Origin of the sequence: Pseudarthrobacter enclensis, assembly GCF_030811655.1 — a bacterium.
GTDB classification, from domain to species: Bacteria; Actinomycetota; Actinomycetes; order Actinomycetales; family Micrococcaceae; genus Arthrobacter; species Arthrobacter enclensis_A.
In genome coordinates, this window is record NZ_JAUSRE010000001.1 from 162,703 (window position 1) to 183,413 (window position 20,711).

Here is a 20,711-nt window from a genome sequence, read left to right on the forward strand (position 1 = left end):
CTTTTCATGACCATGACCATCGAGCAGGCCGAGTGGTTTGCCGACACGTTCGAAAAGCTGGTTGCCAACGTGGGGCAGGCGGTGCTGGGCAAGGAACACGTCATCCGGCTGACCTTCACCGCCATGCTGGCCGAAGGCCACGTCCTGTTCGAGGACGCGCCCGGCACCGGCAAGACCTCCCTGGCCCGGGCCCTGGCCGCCACGGTGCAGGGCTCCAACAACCGCATCCAGTTCACGCCGGACCTGCTGCCGTCGGACGTCACGGGGGTGACCATCTACGACCAGAAAACGCAGAAATTCGAGTTCCACAAGGGCCCGATCTTCAACAACATCGTCCTGGCTGATGAAATCAACCGCGCCTCACCCAAGACCCAGTCCGCGCTGCTGGAAGTCATGGAAGAGTCCCGCGTGACCGTGGACGGCGTCACCTACTCCGCGGGCCGCCCTTTCATGGTTCTGGCCACCCAGAACCCCATCGAGCAGGCCGGCACCTACCGGCTTCCCGAGGCCCAGCTGGACCGCTTCCTGATCAAGACCTCGATCGGCTACCCGGACCACGCCTCCACGGTGCGGCTGCTGGGCGGGAGCAGCCTGAGGGACCGCTCCAAGGAGCTGTCCGCCGTCATCACCACCCAGGCGGTCGCCGACATGGCCGACCTCGCCGCCACCGCACATATCGATACCGCGGTGCTGGAGTACATTTCGCGGCTGTGCGAGGAGACCCGCACCGCTCCGGAAACCAGGCTGGGCGTGTCCGTCCGTGGCGCCCTGGCCATGGTCCGGGCTGCCAAGGTCTGGGCTGCCTCCCAGGGACGGAACTTCGTCCTGCCGGATGACATCAAGGAGCTGGCTGCCGTGGTGTGGACCCACCGGTTCGTCATGGACCCGGAAGCCGAGTTTTCCGGTGCCACCGCCGAGGCCGTGCTGACCAGGATCCTGGCAGACGTAGCCGCCCCGCAGCAGCGGACCAACGCCTGACCCGGTGGCTGCAGCGCGAAGCTGCAGCCGCCACCTTTCCATTCCAGCGCAACAACGAAGGCACACCTTTATGTCCGACGGCACGTCCAGCGGCACCCCGTTGACCCGGCTCGCGGAGCGTCTCCAGCAGCTCCTCCACTGGAACGGCCGCACCACCCGCCTGCATCCGGCAGCAGTATGGTCAGAGGCCAGCAGTACCGCCCTGCAGGCCATGGCACCTGCCTGGCGTGCCGTCCGGGACAGCTGGCTGAAGTACGCGTGGCCGGTGCTGTCCGTGGTCAGCATCCTTGGGTGGTCCGTCCTGGCCGCCGCCGTCCTGCTGTGGATCACCGGGCAGGCGTTCGGCTGGCAGGAAGCCACTGCAGCGTCCATAGCCGCCTTCGCCATGTTCGTCCTCGCCGTGGCCTTCATCCTGGGCCGGTCCTCCTATGGCGTGGTGCTGGACCTCGCCCGTACCAGGGTGGCGGTGGGAGACAGCGCGGTGGGCAGCATTGCGGTCTCCAACACCTCGGCACGGCCGCTGCTGCCGGCCGCGCTGGAACTGCCCGTGGGCAGCACCACGGCCGTGTTCCACCTGCCGCGGATGAAGCCGGGGCAGGTCCACGAGGACCTCTTCACCATTCCCACCGCCCGGCGTGCCGTCATCGTGGTGGGGCCTGTCCGCTCCGTCCGCGCCGACCCCCTGCACCTGCTCCGCCGCCAGGTGCTGTGGACAGAGCCGGAGGACCTCTTCGTCCACCCGCGCACTGTACCCCTGGCCGGTTCCGCCGCAGGCTTCATCCGGGACCTCGAGGGCATGCCCACCACGGACCTCTCCAGCGCCGACGTCTCCTTCCACGCCCTGCGCGACTATGTGCCGGGCGATGACCGCCGCCACATCCACTGGAAGACCACTGCCCGCACCAACAAACTGATGGTGCGTCAGTTCGAGGAAACCCGCAGGGCCCACCTGGCCATCTCGCTGTCCATCAATACTGACGAATACGCCTCGGACAACGAGTTTGAGATGGCCATTTCCGTGGCTGCGTCCATCGGCCGGCAGGCCATCCGGGAACAGCGCGAACTGGACGTCCTCACCCAGAAGGGGCCGCTGCGCTGCGAGACCGGGCGCAACATGCTCGATGACATGACGCGGATCGTGGGCACTCCTATGCGCCGCACCGCCGTCGACCTCGCCCGGACCCTGGCTGATACGGTCCCCAACGCCTCCGTGGTCTTCTTCGTGGTGGGCAGCAATGTGACGGCAACGCAACTGCGTTCCGCCGCCGCCTCCGTTCCGCCCGGCGTGCGAAGCCTTGCGGTCCGGGTGGAAGCCCGGGCCGCGCCCGCCAGGGCCAACATCGCAGACCTCACCGTCCTGACGCTCGGCGACCTGGCCGACCTTGCCATCGTGCTGAGAAAGGCGGCCGCATGAGCGCCGCACCGGGCCGGACGGCATCAACGCGGTCCCCGCAACCCCGTACCCGCCGCAAGGCCGCCAACCCGGAATCGGCCTTCGCAACCGGGCAGCCGCTGTGGCACTTCCTGCTCGACACCGGGGCCCTGGTGGTCCTGCTGGGCCTGGGCCTGCTCGGGTTCGGCCTGAGCTTCGGAGGTGACCCCTACTACCTGTTGTCCGGGTTCGGCGGCATCATCCTTGGCCTCGCCATCGGCGCGGCCAACGCCCACCTGCGCCTGGGCATGCTGATCACCACGGCCTTGGCCCTGTCTGCGTATCTCGTGTTGGGGACCTGGCTGGCGGTGCCGGACTCCGCTATTGCCGGCTTCGTCCCCAGCCTTGCTTCGCTGCGGACCCTGCTCCTGGGCGTCGTTTTCGCCTGGAAGGACATGCTTACGGTGGGCGTGCCCGTGGGAACGGCCGGCGGCGTGCTCATCGTGCCCTTCCTTAGCTCGCTGCTCATGGCGCTCGTTGCTGCGCTCCTGACCTGGCGGGCCCGCAGCCCGTACCTGCCCCTCCTGCCCGTGCTGGTCCTGTTCGTCACCGGCATCGCCTTCAGCACCAACGCGGCGTTCCTCACGCTCGAGCGCGGGATCGGCCTGACCGTGCTGGGCATCGCCTGGGCAACGTTCCGGCGGGACGTCCTGCGGCGGAACAGCACCCGGAGGGTGGCCGTCAATAGCCCCCAGACAGACAGCGCTGCTGCCCGGCGTGCCAGGATCCGCAGGCTCGGCATGGCCGCGGGCGTGATGGTCCTCAGCGTGGGGATCACCGCGGTGGCTGCGCCGCTTGTCAGCGCCGGGGATGACCGCAAGGTCCTCCGCAACGTGGTGGTGCCCCCATTCGACCCCAAGGACTACATCACACCTCTGGCCAGCTTCCGGACGTACGTGAAGGACAAGAAGGACGACACCCTGTTCGTGGTCAAGGGGCTGCCGAAGGACGGGCGTGTTCGCCTGGGCGCCCTGGACGCCTTCAACGGGACCAACTACAACATGGATCCCAACGGCTCCGGCAACTTCAGCAAGGTGGGCGATGCCAAGTCCATCAACACGCTCGCCGACACGGGAGGGGTGGTGCCCGCCAACGACTACTCAATCAGCATCAACATCGAGGACTACCAGGGCTTCTTCGTCCCGGGCGGCCGCAAGACCACGGGCATAAGCTTTGACCAGGCAGGTTCGGCAGCTGCTGCCGGCCTCTACTTCAACCCGGGGACGGACACCGCCGTGACCACCAACGGCCTGTCCCGCGGCGATTCATACAGCGTCCAGGTATCCGATCCCGTCAAGCTTGAGCACGGTCAGCTGACCCAGTACGACTTCGCCAAGGTTTCCCTCCCGGACCCGCTGGAGGTGCCGCCGGTGGTGGGTTCCCAGGCCAACGACCTGTCCGCTGATGCCCCCACCGCCATCGACAGGGTGCGCCAGATCGAGGCCCATTTCCAGAAGACGGGGGCGTTCAGCAACGGTCTGGTGAGCGAGGGCCAGCTGCCCAGCGTTTCGGGCCACGGTTCGGCCCGTATCCGCAGCCTGCTGACTGCCAAGCAGATGCTCGGTGACGATGAGCAGTACGCGGTGGCCATGTCCCTGATGCTCCGGCACCTCGGCATCCCCTCCCGCGTGGTGATGGGTTTCTACCCCGATCCGACAAGCCCGGAAAACGGTGCAGGCGAAGTGAAGATCACCGGCAAGGACGTCCACGCCTGGGTTGAGGTGGCGTTTGAACGGGTTGGCTGGGTCAGCTTTGATCCCACCCCGCCCAAGGACAACATTCCCATCCCGCCGGACCCCGAGAACAAGTCCAAGCCCAAGCCGCAGGTGCTGCAGCCGCCGCCCCCGCCGCAGGAGCCGGCGGACCTGCCGCCGGACTCTTCGCCGGACGCCCTGGACGCGGACCAGAAGAAGAACAACCCGTGGCTCTTCTGGGGTGCCCTCCTGGGTGCGCTGGGCGTCGCCGCCATTCCGCTGGTGGTCCTGGCCTTCCCGCTGTTGCTGGTTGCCCTGTTGAAGTCACGACGGCGGAAGTCGCGTTTCAGCGACGGCCTCCCCGCCCAGCGGGTGGGCGGGGGCTGGAGCGAAGTGGTGAGCCTGGCGACCGACCTGGGCGCCGCCGTCGACGCCCGTTCGACGCGGCGCGAAAGCGCTGCCGTGTTGGCCGAGGCGTTCCCTGCCACCCAGGGCACCACCACAATGCTGGCCCGCCGGGCTGACGCTTCGATCTTCGGCGCCGGCGAGCCCACGGAGGAGGACGTCCGTGAGTACTGGACCATCGTTGACGGTTCGCTCAAGGAGCTGACCGCGGGGATGGGCTTCTGGCGCCGCCAACAGGCACGCTTCTCGCCGCGTTCGCTGCTGGCCGATGCCCGGACCGCCATGAACTCCGGCAACGGCATCACGTTGCGCGGCGGCCTCTTGGCGCTGCCCGGCGTGGCCGGGATCCTTGCTGCCCGCCGCCGTCGTACCTCCGGCGCAGCCGCCGCGCCGCAGGAGCCGGGCGCACCCGGGGCGGGGCACCAGGCACCGGACCAGCAGGCACCGGACCAGCAAGGACCAGCACAGCAGTGACCGCCGACGCCGAACGCTGCCCGCGCTGCCAACAGCAGATTCGTGCGGGGGCCACGTTTTGTCCCGCCTGCGGCGCACAGCTGCCCAACCGGGCAGCGCGCCGCAGCCGCCTCGAGGGCATTCCCGCGGAACGGGACCGTCGCGATGCCCGGGAGGCGCGCCCCGCGCACACGCCCGGGATTCCCGGTACTATCCCGGTAGTAGAAAGGCCCCCGGCAGGTCAGCCGGCGGGCACAGCATTGAAGGGCGCCGCGCACGTGGGCGCCTACTACACGGACAGCCCACACACGGACAGCCCGCACGCGGGCTCCGGGCCGGGCAGCACCGGCGGTTTTGCCGCGGTGGAAGCCGCTCCAGGGGGAGGAACGGGAATGGCAGTAAACCTTCAGCTTGTTCCGGCTGCGGCGGGCAAGCGGCTTGGTGCTGCCGTCATTGACTGGCTGCCCGGGGTGGCGGTGCTGGTGGTGGCGTTTGCCATCGGCTTCGCCGGGATCACCCGGACCAGAAGCGGCGGCTTCATCATTTATGACACCTCTTCCCTGGTGCTGTTCGGCAGCATCGGCCTCGGACTGACCCTGGCCTACCTGTTCGTCGTGCTCGGCCTGGAGGCCCGCAGCGGCAAAACGCCCGGCAACCTGCTGATGGGCATCCGCAGCGCCGACCACGATGGCTATGCGCCCGGTGCCGGCGCCGTCTTCCTGCGTGGCCTCATCACCGGCGCCGGCGTCCTGCTGGCCCTGCTGGCCGCGGTTCTGGTGGTCGTCTTCAAGTGGTTCGATGCCGCTCTCTTCATCCTTGGGCCGCTGCTCCTCGTGGGTGCCGCCTGGGCAATACTGGTGGTGGTGTCCTGCCGATGGGACAGGAACGGCGGCCTGCGCGGCTGGAACGATGCAGCTGCAAGGACGCTGGTGTTCGACGTCAAGGCAGGCAGGGATCCCATCACCACCGGGGGAATCCAGGGGCCGTACAGCTTTGCGCCACTGGACCTTCCCCCCGTGCAGCAGGTGCTGTCCCCGGTAGCAGGAGCGAAGCAGGCCCAGGCTTCGGCGCCTGCACCGCAGCACCGGGTCCAAGTTACGCAGAACCCGGTGATGCGGGGACCGTTGATGCAGGGCCCGTTGATGCAGGGCCCGTTGATGCAGGGCCCGGGGACGCCGGCCCCTGCAGCTCCGGCGGCGTTCGCACCGTTACCTGCCACGCCGGCCCCACAGTTTGGCGTATCTCCCGCGCCGGCATCCCCAAGCCGTGCAGGCCAGTTACCCGCGCCGTCGACCATCATGCCGTCCCACACCATGCCCTACACGTCGCCGGCATCATTCGCGCCGCCCGCAACCGACGCCCCCGTACAGGCTGCCCCCGTTGCCCGTGGTGCCGCCCCGGGTTTCGCTCCTGCCGCAGCCGTTCCCACCGACCCGTCCCAGGGCCACCGCGTGGCCGCGCAGCAGGTTGACGACGACGTCGAACGCACCCAAGTGCGCCCCGGCGCCGGCGGACCGGCCCCGGTAGCCGTCCTCCGCATCCGGTTGGACGACGGCCGTGACTTCCAGCTGGACCGCAGCGTCCTGGTGGGCCGCAACCCCGTGGGCCAGGCGGGGGAACAACACGCCCAACTGCTGGCCGTGGATGATCCCGGCCGCTCCATTTCCAAGACGCACCTGCACCTGCTCACCGACGGCGCGGGCATCTGGGTGACGGACCGGCAGTCAACCAACGGAAGCGCCGTCACCACACCGGACGGCCTGCGCACCCCCTTGGTGCCGGGCGTCCCCACGTTTGTCAGCCCGGGATCCAGCGTCCACTTTGGAGACCGTACCTTTTACCTAGGACAGGCATGAACCAGCACCCCGCCAGTGTTTCCCCCACCATCCAGCCGGGCCCGGGCCTCAGCCTCACGTACGGCTACGGGACGGACAGGGGACTCCGCCGGGAACTGAACGAGGATTCGTACATCGCCGCCGACCCCGTGTTTGCCGTGGCAGACGGCATGGGCGGGCACGAGGCCGGCGAAATCGCCAGCGGCCTGTGTGTGCGTGCGCTCGCCGAAATGCCCCAAATCGCCTCTGGCGAACGGAGTATCACGGCCGGTGTCCTCCAGCAGTACCTTGTCCGTGCGGACAACTCCATCCGCGAAGCCACCGGAGCGCGGGCCGGCACCACCTTGACCGGCGCGGTCCTCGTGGAACAGATGGGCATGCCTTACTGGCTGGTGCTGAACATCGGCGACTCCCGCACCTACCGGCTCAGCCAGGGACGATTTGAGCAGATCAGCGTAGACCACTCCGAGGTCCAGGAACTCGTCGACGCGGGCGAGATCACCGCCCAGGAAGCCACCGTCCACCCGCGCCGGCACGTGGTCACCCGCGCCCTGGGCACAGGGGATGAGACGGAGGCGGACTACTGGCTCCTCCCGGTCGAGGAAGGCGACCGCATCCTGGTGTGCTCCGACGGGCTGACCGGCGAACTCAGCGATGACGAAATCCTCCGCATCCTCAGTACCGTGGCGGACCCTCAGGACGCGGTGGACACCCTGATCCAGGCTGCCCTGCGCAGCGGTGGCCGGGACAACGTCACCGCCATCGTGGTGGACGCACGGAACGTAGCGAACGACGACGGCGCGGGCACCACGGCGCCCCGGCAGACCTCCGATGACGGAGACGAAGTGACGCTGCCGCGTCCCCCGGCGTCAGAAGCGGTCACGGAGCCCCTGCCCGAACCGGTGGTGGCAAGCACGGACCATGAGGGGGAGCCGGACGATGACCGGCGCTAGCTACACCCCAGGCCACTGGCTGGGCATCATCCGGTCCCGGACCGCAGTCCTGCTGGGTCCCGGGGCACCTGCTGAACTCGCGGGCGCACTATGGGAGCTCCTGGCCGGGCGTCCTGAGCCGCACGAGGTCTTGGCGGCCGTGACCAGCAGCTCCGGCGGATCCCTTACCCGCATCCCGTCGTTCGGCATCCTTGACTTCAACGGCTCCCTGCGGGTCTTCCTGCGCGGCGGGATCGACCTCGCCGTCGACCAGCCCGGGGGAGCTGTCGAGCTTGACGGCCGGGACGTGACCACCTGGAACGAACGCAGGTTCGTGGTGCCGGGGACCTGCCGCCTGGTGATCGCGGACAGCGCCGGAACAATCGGGCAGGACGCGGGACAGCGTGGAACGCCCCTGACTGAACTGCCCTTGGGGGAGGGTGTTGTCCTGCTGCAGTCCCTGACCCTCGGGGCACCTTCAGGGCCCGCCGCCGTCGACCGTCCTGCTGCGGCGCCCACCGGGGTTGCAGAGGCTCCCGCCGCTGCCGATGGTCCCTTCGCGGTGAATACCACCGGTGAGGTGGACGGCATCGGCGGCGAGTACGTTTCCGGCCCGTCGCCGCAGGGTGTCCTTCGCGGCCAGGAAGCCTCCGCCGAGACAGTGGGGGGAACCCTGGACCAGGACCCAGCCGACGAGGACCCGGACAGTGGGGAACTTGGCGGCGGGGAGCCTCCCGGCATGGACCCCGACGATGAGCGCCTGGCGGGCGCAGACCTCCAACCGGCGTCCGCGGCGGCCCTCATGGACCCGGCGCCCCTCATCGACCCGGAGGCCACGATCGCCCCCGGCGCCATCATCGACGCGGACGGAGAGTTGGTGGCCAGGGCCGCCGGGATGGAACCGGCGGATGGCGTGGCCGCCGGGCACGGCACCGGCATGGGCGAGGCTGTTCCGTCGGTGGAGCTGACCAGTTCCTACGACCACTTGTGGGACCGCACAGTGATGCGGAACATCGAAGACGCGGCGGTACGCGAGGAACCGGACCCCGATTCCGGCCGTGTCCCGGCCCGACAGCAGCCTGCCCTGCCTGCCACTGAACAGCGAGCCGCGATCGAAACGGCGCAGGACGCTGCCCCGGAAGAGCCTGCGACCGCAGCGGAGGGTGCAGTGTACGGAGGCACCGGCCAGTCCGCCGCAGCCGGCACCGCTTCCGCCGCGGATGCACCCGCCCGGCCCCGTCCGGCTTCCACGGGCCTCATTGATTCCGTGCCCTGGCGTACCGGAGGATCCACGCCGGCAGCGTCCGCTTCCGCACCGGCCCCGCCGCCGGCCCCCGGAACTCCACCGGCCCCGGCAGCCGACGCTCCTGTTCCGGCCGACGGCGGCCTCGGCGGCCCCGCCCAGGAGGCACCTCCGGCCGAACCCGGGGCAAGCTTCGACCCCGATCACGACGGCCAGACGGTCATGAAGAACAGCCTCCCGGGGGCTGGTTCCGGTGCATCAGCCACCCCGCCGGCCGGCCGTCCGGATGCCTCGGGCGCCCCGCTGGTGCTGGCACGCGTCTGTTCGCGGGGCCACGCCAACCCGCCCACCCATGCACAGTGCAGCGCCTGCGGTGCCGCACTGCTCCCGGATGCCGTACAAGTGGCACGCCCCCGGCTGGGGCGGATGCGGCTGTCCACGGGTGAATTGCTGGACCTCGACCAGTCGATGGTCATCGGCAGGCAGCCGTCCGTGTCCCGCGTGCAGGGCGGGGTGATGCCGCGCCTGGTGCAGGTGGCAAGCCCCGGTGGGGACATTTCGCGGTCACATGTGGAGGTGCGGCTTGAGGGCTGGCACGTGATGCTCTGCGACCTCAAAGCCACCAACGGCACAGTCCTGGTCCGCGAAGGGCAGCCCCCGCGCCGCCTGGCCCAGAACGAGATGGCCATCCTGCTCGACGGCGACATCGCGGAACTGGGCGACGACATCTCACTGCGTTTTGAGGAGATTCCTTGAGTTCCAAACGGCCCGTTGCCCCGCCGCCCCGGATCCCCGGGTTCACCTACATCAGCCTGCTGGGCTCCGGCGGCTTTTCCGACGTCTACCTCTACGAACAGGACAGGCCGCGCCGGAAAGTCGCCGTCAAGGTGCTGCTCTCGGACCTGAAGACTGAGGGCGCCCGGCGGCGGTTCGAGTCCGAGGCCAACCTCATGGCCCAGCTGTCCTCGCACCCGTACATCGTGACCATTTTTGAAGCGGAAGTAACGGACGACGGGCACTCCTACCTGGCGATGGAGTACTGCTCCCGGCCCAGCCTGGACGTGCGGTACCGTCGGCAGCGCTTCAGCGTGGACGAGGTGCTGGCCGTCGGCATCCAGGTGGCGTCCGCCGTCGAAACCGCCCACCGCGCCGGCATCGCGCACCGGGACATCAAGCCCGCCAACATCCTGGTGACCGACTACAACCGGCCCGCTCTTACGGACTTCGGCATCTCCGGCACCCTTGCCGGCGACAGCGATGACGACTCCGGCATGTCCATCCCCTGGTCCCCGCCGGAGCAGTTCCGGGACGGCGCGGTGGACGGGGTCATGGTGGATGTTTGGGCCCTGGGTGCCACCCTGTACACCCTGCTGGCGGGCCGATCGCCCTTTGTGATGCCGGGAGCGGACAACTCGCAGCGGGAACTGATCAACCGGATCAGCAACACGGCCCTGCCCCGGCTGGGCCGGGCGGACGTGCCTGAATCCCTGGAACTGGCCCTGGCAACCGCCATGGCCAAGGCGCCGCAGTCACGGTACTCGTCCGCCCACGCCTTCGCCCTTGCCCTGCAGCGCATCCAGGCAGAACTCAACCTCTCGGTGACACCCTTTGAGGTCCTGGAGGAGCCCCAGCAGGAGGAAAACCACCCGGACGACAGCACCGAGGAAACGCGCGTCCGCAGCATCGCTGCCATTGATCCGGAGCGGACCGGCAGCGCGCCCACTTTCCCCGCGAGAACCCGTCCCAACGCAGCCTTTGCGGGGACCGACGCGACCGGACGCAGGGATGGCGCCCTCCCGCCGTCGTCCTTCACCCCTGCTGCCCCCAGCCAATGGCGGCCTGCCCCGGCGGTCCCGCACATCCCCGCCGGCCCCGCCGGTACTTCGGACGCACAGGGCACGGCCGACGGCGGCGGGCAGGGGGAGTGGGCCCAGTCCACAGTCCTGCGCGGCAGCGAAGGGGCCGTCAACTACGGCGCCCCGCTGGCAGGAGGCCCGGCCACGTTGGCAGGGGGACCTGAGCAGGACACCGGCTACACGGCCGACGCAACAGTCCAGCGCGCCGTGAAAGTGGACGAACCCAAGGCGGAGCCGGAAGCGGACCACAGCAAGCGCAACCTTTGGCTCGCCATTACCGGCGGCACCCTCCTGGCCCTGGCGGCCGTGGTGGGCATCGTGGTGGCCAACGCCGCCCCCGGCACACCCAAGCCGGTGCCCACCCAGCAGGTCAGCAAACCGCCCGCGGACGCATTGGACAACGGCACTGTCCCCGATGTGGAAGGCCTCAAGGGCACCATCGCAGGTGACGGGGAGGCGACTTTCACCTGGACCAACCCGCAGCCCAAGGACGGGGACACCTACAAGTGGAAGGTGTATACCATCGGGGGCGGTGACGGGGGATTCCAGGCCATCACGCAGCCGTCCGTACGGCTCCGGCCCAATCCCTCCGGGCAGACCTGCATCCAAGTGATGATCGTGCGCACCGACGGCGCCTTTTCACCCATGGAATCAGGCTCCATCGCATGCGTGGGCAAGTGATTTCCCCTGCAGGGGCACCAGTCAACAGCACAACACCAGCACTCCGGCCACACCGGAACAGTTCTGCCTTGAGGAGGCATGGATCATGGGGGATCTAGCGATAGATTTCTGCGGCGAATGGTATGAGCCCTCGGACGAGGACATCTTCAATATCGGCCGCGAAGGCGACCTTGAAGTGGACGACAACCCATACCTGCACCGGCAGTTCCTGCAGGTGGCACGCTACGACGGCATCTGGTGGCTCAGCAACGTGGGGAGCATGCTCTCCGCCACCGTGGCCGACGCCTCCGGCGGCATGCAGGCCTGGCTGTCGCCCGGCGCCCGGATCCCGCTGGTGTTCAGCCACACCAATGTCATCTTCACTGCAGGGCCCACGACGTATGAGTTCGCCGTGCACGTGAAGACACCCTCTTTCCGGCAGGAAGCCCGGGAAGGGACCAGCAGCGGGGACACCACCATCGGTCCGGTGGTCTTCACGGATGCCCAGAAGGCACTGATCGTGGCGCTCGCCGAGCCGGTGCTCCGGCGCGAGGGCACGGGCTTCAGCACCATCCCGTCCTCCGCGGCCGCGGCCAAAACGCTGGGGTGGGCGCTGACCCGGTTCAACCGAAAGCTCGACAACGTCTGCGACAAGCTGGACCGCGTGGGAGTGGTGGGACTTCGCGGCGGCGGTGGCAAGCTCGCCACCAACCGGCGGGCGCGGCTGGTGGAGCATGCTGTCACGACCCACCTGGTGACACCCGATGACCTGTACCTGCTCGAGAAGATGAGGGGCGTGGACGAAGGATGAGGATCCGGCTGACACTCCGCCGCGAGCCCGCCGAGGCCAAGGACCTGGCCGTCACGGTGGACGGCATGGCCACAGTTGCCGATATCGCCACCGTCCTCTGGGCGGCGGACCCGGCCCGCAAGGGCACCCCTGCGCCGGACAACCTCTCCCTGCGCATCGACGAAGCCTTCGTGGGCGCCGGGATCAGCGGCAACGTCCTGGCCCGGGAGGACAACCTCCTCGAATCAGGGCTGAGGCCGGGGTCGGTAGTATCGCTGGCCCAGGTGAGCGGGCAGTTCCACGAGGCCGGGGCCAGCCGGGGACCCGCCGCGGCAACCCTGCGGGTACTGTCCGGGCCCGACGTCGGACGCGAATTCCCGCTGCCCACCGGCACCAGCTATATCGGCCGGGACCGGAACGTGGACATCCGCCTGGCGGATCCGCTCACCTCCAAGCGGCACGCCCGCATCACGGTGGGCGAAAGCATCGAAATCGTTGACACCAACTCCGCCAACGGCCTCCTGATGGACGGCCTGCCCGTCACCCGCGCCACCCTCAACTCCTCCGACACGGTGACCCTGGGGGACACCACCGTCACCGTGGTGCCGCTGGGACACAACCACGCGGCAGCGCCGACGTCGCCCCTCGTGGACTTCAACCGCTCCCCTCGCGTGGTGCCGCGCTTCGACGTACCCAAGCGGGTACTGCCTGCCGGGCCCAAGCGTCCGGAGGACCAGCCCTTCCCATACATCATGCTGGTGGCACCGCTCATGATGGGCGCCGTGATCTTCGCGGTGACGCAGAACGTGCTCTCCATGGTGTTCATGCTGATGATGCCCCTGTTCATCGTGGGCCACTACATGGACACCCGGATGCGGACCCGGAAGCAGCAGAAGGAGCAGCTCAAGCAGTTCCGGGCCTCGATGGCCGCGTTCCGGCAGGACCTCACCGAACTGCAGCAGGTGGAACGGGCCGTCCGGCTCCAGGAAGCGCCGTCCGTCAGCGACACCGTGGATGCCATCTACAAGCTGGGGCCGCTGCTCTGGACGCACCGGCCGGAGCACTCCTCGTTCCTGGGCCTGCGCTTCGGGCTCGGCACCGCGCCGTCCCGCATTCCGCTGGAAGAACCCTCCAGCAACGACACCGAGGTCCAGTACGCCCGCGAAATCCAGGACTGCATCAAGCAGTTCAGCGAGATCGAGGGCGTTCCCGTGGTCTCCCAGCTGCGCACCTCGGGCGCCCTGGGCATCGCCGGCGCACGCGGCCTGGTGGACGACGTCGCCCGCGGTATGGTGCTGCAGCTGGTGGGCCTGCATTCTCCGGCCGAGGTGGTCCTGACTGCCATCACGTCCGCCCAGTCCCGGGCCCGCTGGAACTGGCTGCAGTGGCTTCCGCACGTGGGTTCGGGCTACAGCCCCCTGGGCGGGGACCACTTGGCCGCCGGTTCGGCCGGCGGTTCCTCCCTGCTGGCCCGCCTCGAAGACCTGGTCGATGTCCGCGAGGCAGCGGCCAAACGGACCGCGCCCGACCTGCGCCCCGGCATCGACCCCGTCAAGCATGAGCTTGAGGAACCGGTCCTGCCGTCCGTGCTGGTCATTGTGGAAGACGACGCCCCAGTGGACCGTGGCCGCCTCACCCGGCTGGCAGAACGGGGTCCGGACTCAGGTGTCCATGTGCTGTGGGTGGCCACGGACATCCAGGCGCTCCCCGCAGCCTGCCGCGACTTCATGATGGTGGACGGCGACCACGGCACCACTACCGGCCAGGTTCGGCTGGGCCGCCACACCTACCCCGTCAGCTGCGAAAGCGTGGACGCGGAACTGGCTGCGCAGCTGGCACGGATGCTGGCCCCCGTGGTTGATGTGGGCAAGCCCGTCAACGACGATTCCGACCTGCCGCGTGCCGTTTCCTACGCAACCTTGATCGGCAAGGATTTCCTGGACAACCCGGAGGCCGTGGCCGAGCGCTGGACGGAGAACAATTCGGTTCGTGCCAGCGCCGTGGCCAACCGCAAGGACAACGGCACGCTCCGGGCCCTGGTGGGGTCCAAGGGCATTGAACCGCTCTACCTGGATCTGAAGAATGAAGGACCGCACGCGCTGGTGGGCGGAACCACCGGGGCCGGCAAGTCCGAGTTCCTGCAGTCCTGGGTCATGGGCATGGCCGCCGCCTACAGCCCGGACCGCGTCAGTTTCCTGTTCGTGGACTACAAAGGCGGCGCCGCGTTCGCCGACTGCATCAATCTTCCGCACACCGTGGGGCTGGTCACGGACCTGTCCCCGCACCTGGTGCGCCGGGCCCTGGCATCCCTCCGGGCCGAGCTGCACTACCGGGAACAGCTGCTGAACCGCAAGAAGGCCAAGGACCTGCTGGCCCTGCAGCGGGAGGCGGACCCCGACGCACCGCCGTACCTGATCATCATCGTGGACGAGTTCGCCGCGCTGGCCAACGACGTCCCCGAGTTCGTGGACGGGGTGGTGGACGTGGCCGCCCGCGGCCGGTCCCTGGGCCTGCACCTCATCCTGGCCACCCAACGGCCGGCAGGCGTCATCAAGGACAACCTCCGGGCCAACACCAACTTGCGCGTGGCGCTCCGCATGGCCGACGAGGACGACGCCACGGACATCCTGGGCGTGCCCGACGCCGCCTACTTCGACCCCGCCATACCAGGCCGCGGCGCCGCCAAGACCGGCCCAGGCCGCATCCAGGGGTTCCAGACCGGCTACGCCGGCGGATGGACCACCGACAAACCGCAGCGTCCCCAGATCGACATCGTGGAGATGGCCTTCGGCTCCGGTCCCAGCTGGGAAGCTCCGGCCCCGGACAAGCCTGTCGCGCAGGAGCCGGCCGGGCCCAACGACATTGCCCGGATGACCTCAACGATCGTGCACGCCGCGGAGCGCCTTGCCATCCAGCCGCCACGCAGGCCGTGGCTGGACGAACTGGCCAAGACCTACGACTTCTCGAAGCTGCCCAACCCGCGCACCGACGAACAGCTGCTGCTGGGCGTTGCCGACGATCCCGTCCACCAGGACCAGCCCACCGTGTTCTACGAGCCCGACCGGGACGGCAACATGGCCATCTATGGCACCGGCGGCTCGGGCAAGTCGGCGGCCCTGCGCGGTATCGCCATTGCCGCCGCGGTCACTCCCCGGGGCGGGCCCGTCCACGTGTATGGCATCGACTGCGGTTCCGCAGGGCTGCGGATGCTCGAGGAGCTTCCGCACGTGGGAGAGATCATCAACGGCGACGACGTGGAACGCGTGGGCAGGCTCCTGCGCCTCCTGCGGGACATTGCCGAGCGGCGGTCAGCGCAGTTCGCGGAGGTCCGCGCCTCCACCATCGTCGAGTACCGGAAGCTGGCCAACCGGCCGGACGAAAAACGGATCTTCGTCCTGGTGGACGGCATGTCCGCCTTCCGCGAGGCCTACGAGCACAGCAAGCTCTCCGGCCTCTGGGACATCTTCCTCCAGCTGGCCACCGACGGCCGGACCCTCGGCATCCACCTCGTGGTCACGGGCGACCGGCCCAACGCCGTCCCCGCCTCCCTGCTCGCCTCCATCCAGCGCAGGCTGGTGCTGCGGCTCTCCAACGAGGACGATTACATCTCCATGGACGTGCCCAGGGACGTCCTCACCGCCAATTCGCCCCCGGGCCGCGGGCTGCTGGACGGGCTCGAAGTGCAGCTGGCGGTCCTGGGCGGCAACTCCAACCTTGCCCTGCAGGCCCGCGAAGTCCACAAGCTCAGCGAAGCCATGATGCGGCAGGGGCTGGAGACCGCACCGGGCATCGAGCGGCTGCCGGAGCAGGTGGACCTGGACGTACTGCCCGCCGGCAGCCCGGACCTGCCGGTCATAGGCGTGGACGACGAGTCGCTCCAGGCCGCCGAGATCATGGCACGGGGCCCGCTGCTGCTTGCCGGGCCGCCGGGTGCAGGGCGCACCGTAGCCCTGGTTACCCTGGCATACGCCCTGCGCCGGTCCAACCCCGCCACCGAGCTGATCTACGTGGGATCCCGCCGGTCCGCCGTCGCGTCACTTCCCATCTGGAACCGCGCCGTGGTGGGGCCGGATGACCTCGCCGAGGTGGTGGAGGACCTGGTGGAGCATTCCACCGGAAACCCGGGAACCGTGGCCATCTTCATTGAAGGCCTCACCGAGTTCACCGACACCATCGCCGAATCAGGCATGGCCCAGCTGGTGACGGCGTCGCTCAAAGCGGACCAGTGGGTGGTGGGCGAGTCTGAATCCTCCACCTGGTCCAGTGCCTGGCAGCTTGCCCAGCCGTTCAAATCCGGCCGGCGCGGGCTGCTGCTCAACCCGGGGGATATTGAGGGCGACAGCCTGCTCAACACCTCCCTGGGCCGCGTCAGTCCCGAGTTCATTCCGGGCCGCGGCTACGTGGTGGGACGCGGTAAAGCCCGGAAAATCCAGGTGGCGCTGCCGCCCGAAAACCGGGACTGAACAGGTCCGATGACTGCGGGGGCGCCGCTGCTGCGGATTTGCGGCCCCGCAGGGAGCTGTAGAAGACTACCGGGGACACCAGAAAGCCGTGGTGGGGGGACTGCGCGCATCGAAAGGTAGCAATGACCCCGTCCGCACCGGCCCGCCACGCTGTTTCGACGACGGCATCAGCAGCTGTCCTGGCCCTGGCCTTTGGCTTCTTTCCGACTTCCCCCGCACGCGCCGCCACTGCCGAGCCCTCGGTGGCCCCGACCTCAACCTGCGGCATTCTCTGCCTGCCCGTCCTGGCTGGCAGCCCGGACACTGCCCAACCCGGGCGGCCGCGGAAGACCAGGGACCCCGCGCCGCCAACCTCCCAGCCGGCACCTACGGCCGGGGTACCGGTCCAGCCGGCCCCGCCCCAGCCTCCGCAGGGAGACGCCGGGCCCCAGGATGCTGCACCACCCGATCCGGCGCTGCCCGCCACGCCGGCAGGTGACGTGGCCCCTGCCACCGCCTCAGCCGCCGCGGGGTACCGGCCGCCCACCGGACCGTCCAGTGGCCAGGACTGGAACAGTCCCGTCACGCGGTCCGCCGCGGCCGCTCCGATGGCTGCCGCCGTTCCCGCACGCGGCCAGGGTTCCGACGGGCCGGAGTTCCTCCCCATCGCCTTGGGAACGCTGCTGGTGGCTCTTTCAGCCGGCTCCTTCGCCTGGTTCACCCGCTACCGGAACCGGCTCCGGTCGCACTGAGCTGCGCGCACCTTCCGCCCCACCCGGCCACATCAGTGTCGGGGCTGTAGGGCAAGATAGGTTTGTGAGCACAGGACCAGGACACGCAGAACAGACCGCCGGCCGGAGCACGGCGCCGCACGAGCCCGAAGCGATCCCCACCGAAGCCATCCGCGAGGAATACGAGAACCTTGCGGACCTGGTGCGGAAGTACCGGTTCGCGTACTACCAGGAGGACGCGCCCCTGGTGTCGGACGCCGAGTTCGACACGCTCTTCCGCCGCCTGGAGGAGATCGAGGCGCTGCACCCCGAACTGGTGGCCAACGATTCCCCAACCCAGGAAGTGGGCGGCGAGGTATCGGCCGCGTTCGCGCCGGTAGAGCACCTGCAGCGGATGTACAGCCTGGAGGACGTCTTCTCGCTCGCCGAGCTTGAGGCCTGGCTCAACCGGGCCGAGGCCAGCATCGAAAAGATCGGTGACGGCGGCGTCAAAGCCGCATGGCTGACCGAACTCAAGATCGATGGCCTGGCGGTCAACCTCCTGTACCGCGACGGCAAACTGGTGCGTGCCGCCACCCGCGGCGACGGAACCACGGGCGAGGACATCACCCACAACCTGCTCACCATCAAGGAAATCCCGCAGGAACTGCGCGGCAACGGCTTCCCGGCCGAGATGGAGGTACGCGGCGAGGTCTTCATCCCCTCCAAGGCCTTCGCTGAGTTCAATGAAGCACTCATCGAAGCCGGCAAGGCGCCGCTGGCCAATCCCCGGAACGCCGCAGCAGGGTCGCTGCGCCAGAAGGACCCTGCCGAAACGGCCAAGCGGCCGCTGAAAATGTTCGTCCACGGCATCGGCGCCCGGGAGGGACTTGCGGCCGGGAGCCAGTCCGAAACGTACGGGCTGCTCAAGGAATGGGGCCTGCCGGTCAGCCCTTACTTCGAGGTGCTGGAAACCCGCGACGACGTCCTGGCTTTCATCGAACGGTACGGCGACCAGCGCCACAAGCTGCTCCATGAGATCGACGGCATCGTGATCAAGGTGGACGATTTCGGTACCCAGCGTGCCCTGGGCAACACCACGCGTGTTCCCCGCTGGGCCGTGGCCTACAAGTACCCGCCGGAGGAAGTCCACACCAAGCTGCTGGACATCCAGGTCAACGTGGGCCGCACCGGCCGCGTCACCCCCTACGGAGTCATGGAGCCGGTCAAGGTGGCCGGTTCAACAGTGGAGATGGCCACGCTCCACAACCAGGACGTCGTCAAGGCCAAGGGCGTCAAGATCGGCGACATCGTGATCCTGCGGAAGGCCGGGGACGTCATCCCGGAAATAGTGGGACCGGTCCTGAACCTCCGCGACCAGCAGGACCCGCCGGTGCGCGACTTTGTGATGCCCACCGAATGCCCCTCCTGCGGCACGCCCCTGGCCCCTGCCAAGGAGGGGGACGTGGATGTCCGCTGCCCTAACGCCAGGTCCTGCCCATCGCAGCTGCGCGAGCGCGTGTTCCATGTAGCGGGCAGGGGCGCCTTCGACATTGAGGCCCTGGGCTGGGAGGCGGCCATCGCCCTGACCCAGCCCGCCGAGCCTGAGGTGCCGCCGCTGACCTCCGAAGCCCGGCTGTTCGACCTCACTCCCGGGGATTTGGCCGATGTCCGGATCCGGCGCGAGAAAAAGTCAAAGGGCGTTCCCACAGGCGAGTACGGGCTGGTGCCGTACTTCTTCAGCAAGGGCACCGCCAAGTCGCCGTCGAAGCCCACCGCCACCACCCAGAAGCTTTTCAAGGAACTGGAAAAGGCCAAGACCCAGCCCCTGTGGCGCGTCCTGGTTGCCCTGTCCATCCGGCACGTCGGTCCGCGCGCGTCGCGTGCCCTGGCACAGGCGTTCGGCTCCATGGACCGCATCCGCGCGGCCTCCGAGGAGGAACTGGCCCATGTGGACGGGGTAGGTCCCACCATCGCCGCCGCACTGAAGGAATGGTTCGCGGAGGACTGGCACCTGGAGATCATCGACCGCTGGGCCGCCGCCGGTGTTCGCATGGAGGACGAACAGGACGAGTCCATGCCGCGCACCCTGGAAGGCCTTACCGTGGTGGTCACGGGCTCCCTGCCCAACTTCAGCCGGGACGAGGCAAAGGAAGCCATCCTGCTCCGGGGCGGCAAGGCGGCGGGTTCCGTTTCGAAGAACACCAGCTACGTGGTGGCCGGCGAAAGCGCCGGCAGCAAGCTGGACAAGGCAGAACAGCTCGGGATCCGGGTCCTGGACGAGGAGGGGTTCAGGCAACTGCTCGACGGCGGCCCGGCTGCCTTGGGTGATGCCCCGGCAGCCGGCGAAGAACCTGGTGACGGTGCAGAACCTGGTGGCGACGCAGCGGAAACCTGGCGCGACGATGCCGACAGCACCCAGAAAGCGGCTGTACCTGCCGCAGTGGAGGAGAACGTATGACGTCCGCAGCTGAACTCCTGGAGGTGGCCAAACAGGCGGCCGCGGCAGGCGCCAACGTCCTCTCCGGCCGGGACGGCAACGCCCTGGACGCGAGCAACAAGGGGGCCGCCGGGGACTGGGTCACGGCCTTCGACCTGGCCGCGGAAGACGCCGTGCGCCGCGTCATCACCACTGCCCGCCCGGACGACAGCATCACCGGCGAGGAACAGGGAACCACCCGGGCCGCCGACCCCACCGGTTACCGCTGGTCCATCGACCCCCTGGACGGCACCACCAACTTCATCCGCAACATCGTCTACTACGCCACCTCCGTGGCTGTTGCCGATGCCGACGGCGTCTGGCTGGCCGGCGTCGTCAACGCCCCTGCCCTGGGGCGGGTGTACTACGCTGCCCGCGGCCAGGGTGCGTGGCTGGAGGAACGCGGCACTGTCACCAGGCTCGACGGCCCGGTACCGGGCCGCGCCGGGCAGATCCTGGCCACCGGGTTCAGCTACGAACCCGGCGTCCGCAGCGAGCAGGCTGCCGCTTTCGCCACCCTCATGGACGGCTTCGCCGACGTCCGCCGCCTGGGTTCCGCAGCCCTCGACCTGTGCATGGTGGCGGATGGAACGCACGATGCCTATGGCGAGCGGGGACTCAACGAACACGACTTCTCGGCCGGGGCGCTGATCGCCGAGGAAGCCGGCTGCTGGGTGCGCAGGCCCCGCCTGACCAGCCCGCTCGACGGCGGCCCCACGGACGACGAGCGCCTTGACGCGTGGACGTGCGCTGCCAGCCTGGAGTTGTCCGGGAAGTTTCCGCTCTAACCGGTGAGGTACTG

The 20,711-nt window shown here is 68.8% G+C and carries 12 protein-coding genes and 1 pseudogene; all 13 read left to right on the forward strand.

Going from position 1 to position 20,711, the window contains the following annotated elements:
• Window positions 1–6 precede the first annotated feature (6 nt).
• Window positions 7–978 (forward strand): AAA family ATPase, encoded by a 972-nt coding sequence (locus J2X98_RS00700; RefSeq protein ID WP_307303442.1) that lies wholly within the window; start codon window positions 7–9, stop codon window positions 976–978.
• A gap of 70 nt (window positions 979–1,048) precedes the next feature.
• Entirely contained in the window at window positions 1,049–2,392 is a 1,344-nt protein-coding gene (locus J2X98_RS00705; RefSeq protein ID WP_307303444.1) for a DUF58 domain-containing protein, read from the forward strand.
• A complete protein-coding gene (locus tag J2X98_RS00710; protein WP_141940663.1) occupies window positions 2,389–4,983 on the forward strand; it encodes a transglutaminase-like domain-containing protein in 2,595 nt (864 codons plus the stop codon). Before J2X98_RS00705 ends, J2X98_RS00710 begins: the two co-directional genes overlap by 4 nt.
• Window positions 4,980–5,060: pseudogene (locus J2X98_RS00715) on the forward strand (zinc-ribbon domain-containing protein); the annotation flags it as partial. The gene J2X98_RS00710 and the pseudogene J2X98_RS00715, both read left to right, overlap by 4 nt.
• A gap of 294 nt (window positions 5,061–5,354) precedes the next feature.
• Window positions 5,355–6,818 (forward strand): RDD family protein, encoded by a 1,464-nt coding sequence (locus J2X98_RS00720; RefSeq protein WP_307303700.1) that lies wholly within the window; start codon window positions 5,355–5,357, stop codon window positions 6,816–6,818.
• Entirely contained in the window at window positions 6,815–7,750 is a 936-nt protein-coding gene (locus J2X98_RS00725; RefSeq protein WP_307303445.1) for a PP2C family protein-serine/threonine phosphatase, read from the forward strand. Before J2X98_RS00720 ends, J2X98_RS00725 begins: the two co-directional genes overlap by 4 nt.
• Complete coding sequence (locus J2X98_RS00730) at window positions 7,737–9,728, forward strand: FHA domain-containing protein (protein ID WP_307303447.1); 1,992 nt, start codon at window positions 7,737–7,739, stop codon at window positions 9,726–9,728. Before J2X98_RS00725 ends, J2X98_RS00730 begins: the two co-directional genes overlap by 14 nt.
• A complete protein-coding gene (locus J2X98_RS00735) occupies window positions 9,725–11,509 on the forward strand; it encodes a serine/threonine protein kinase (protein WP_307303449.1) in 1,785 nt (594 codons plus the stop codon). The genes J2X98_RS00730 and J2X98_RS00735 overlap by 4 nt, the downstream gene beginning before the upstream one ends.
• 85 nt (window positions 11,510–11,594) lie before the next feature.
• Window positions 11,595–12,299 carry a hypothetical protein gene (locus tag J2X98_RS00740; protein ID WP_141940668.1) on the forward strand — a complete coding sequence of 235 codons (705 nt, stop codon included), beginning with the start codon at window positions 11,595–11,597 and terminating at the stop codon, window positions 12,297–12,299.
• Window positions 12,296–16,741 (forward strand): FtsK/SpoIIIE domain-containing protein, encoded by a 4,446-nt coding sequence (locus J2X98_RS00745; protein WP_307303452.1) that lies wholly within the window; start codon window positions 12,296–12,298, stop codon window positions 16,739–16,741. The genes J2X98_RS00740 and J2X98_RS00745 overlap by 4 nt, the downstream gene beginning before the upstream one ends.
• 122 nt (window positions 16,742–16,863) lie before the next feature.
• Window positions 16,864–17,472, forward strand: a complete 609-nt coding sequence (locus tag J2X98_RS00750) for a hypothetical protein (protein WP_307303454.1) — start codon at window positions 16,864–16,866, stop codon at window positions 17,470–17,472.
• Window positions 17,473–17,605: 133 nt separating this feature from the next.
• Window positions 17,606–19,891 (forward strand): NAD-dependent DNA ligase LigA, encoded by a 2,286-nt coding sequence (gene ligA / locus J2X98_RS00755; RefSeq protein WP_307303702.1) that lies wholly within the window; start codon window positions 17,606–17,608, stop codon window positions 19,889–19,891.
• A complete protein-coding gene (locus tag J2X98_RS00760) occupies window positions 19,888–20,697 on the forward strand; it encodes an inositol monophosphatase family protein (protein ID WP_307303456.1) in 810 nt (269 codons plus the stop codon). The genes ligA and J2X98_RS00760 overlap by 4 nt, the downstream gene beginning before the upstream one ends.
• The last annotated feature ends 14 nt before the right edge of the window (window positions 20,698–20,711 follow it).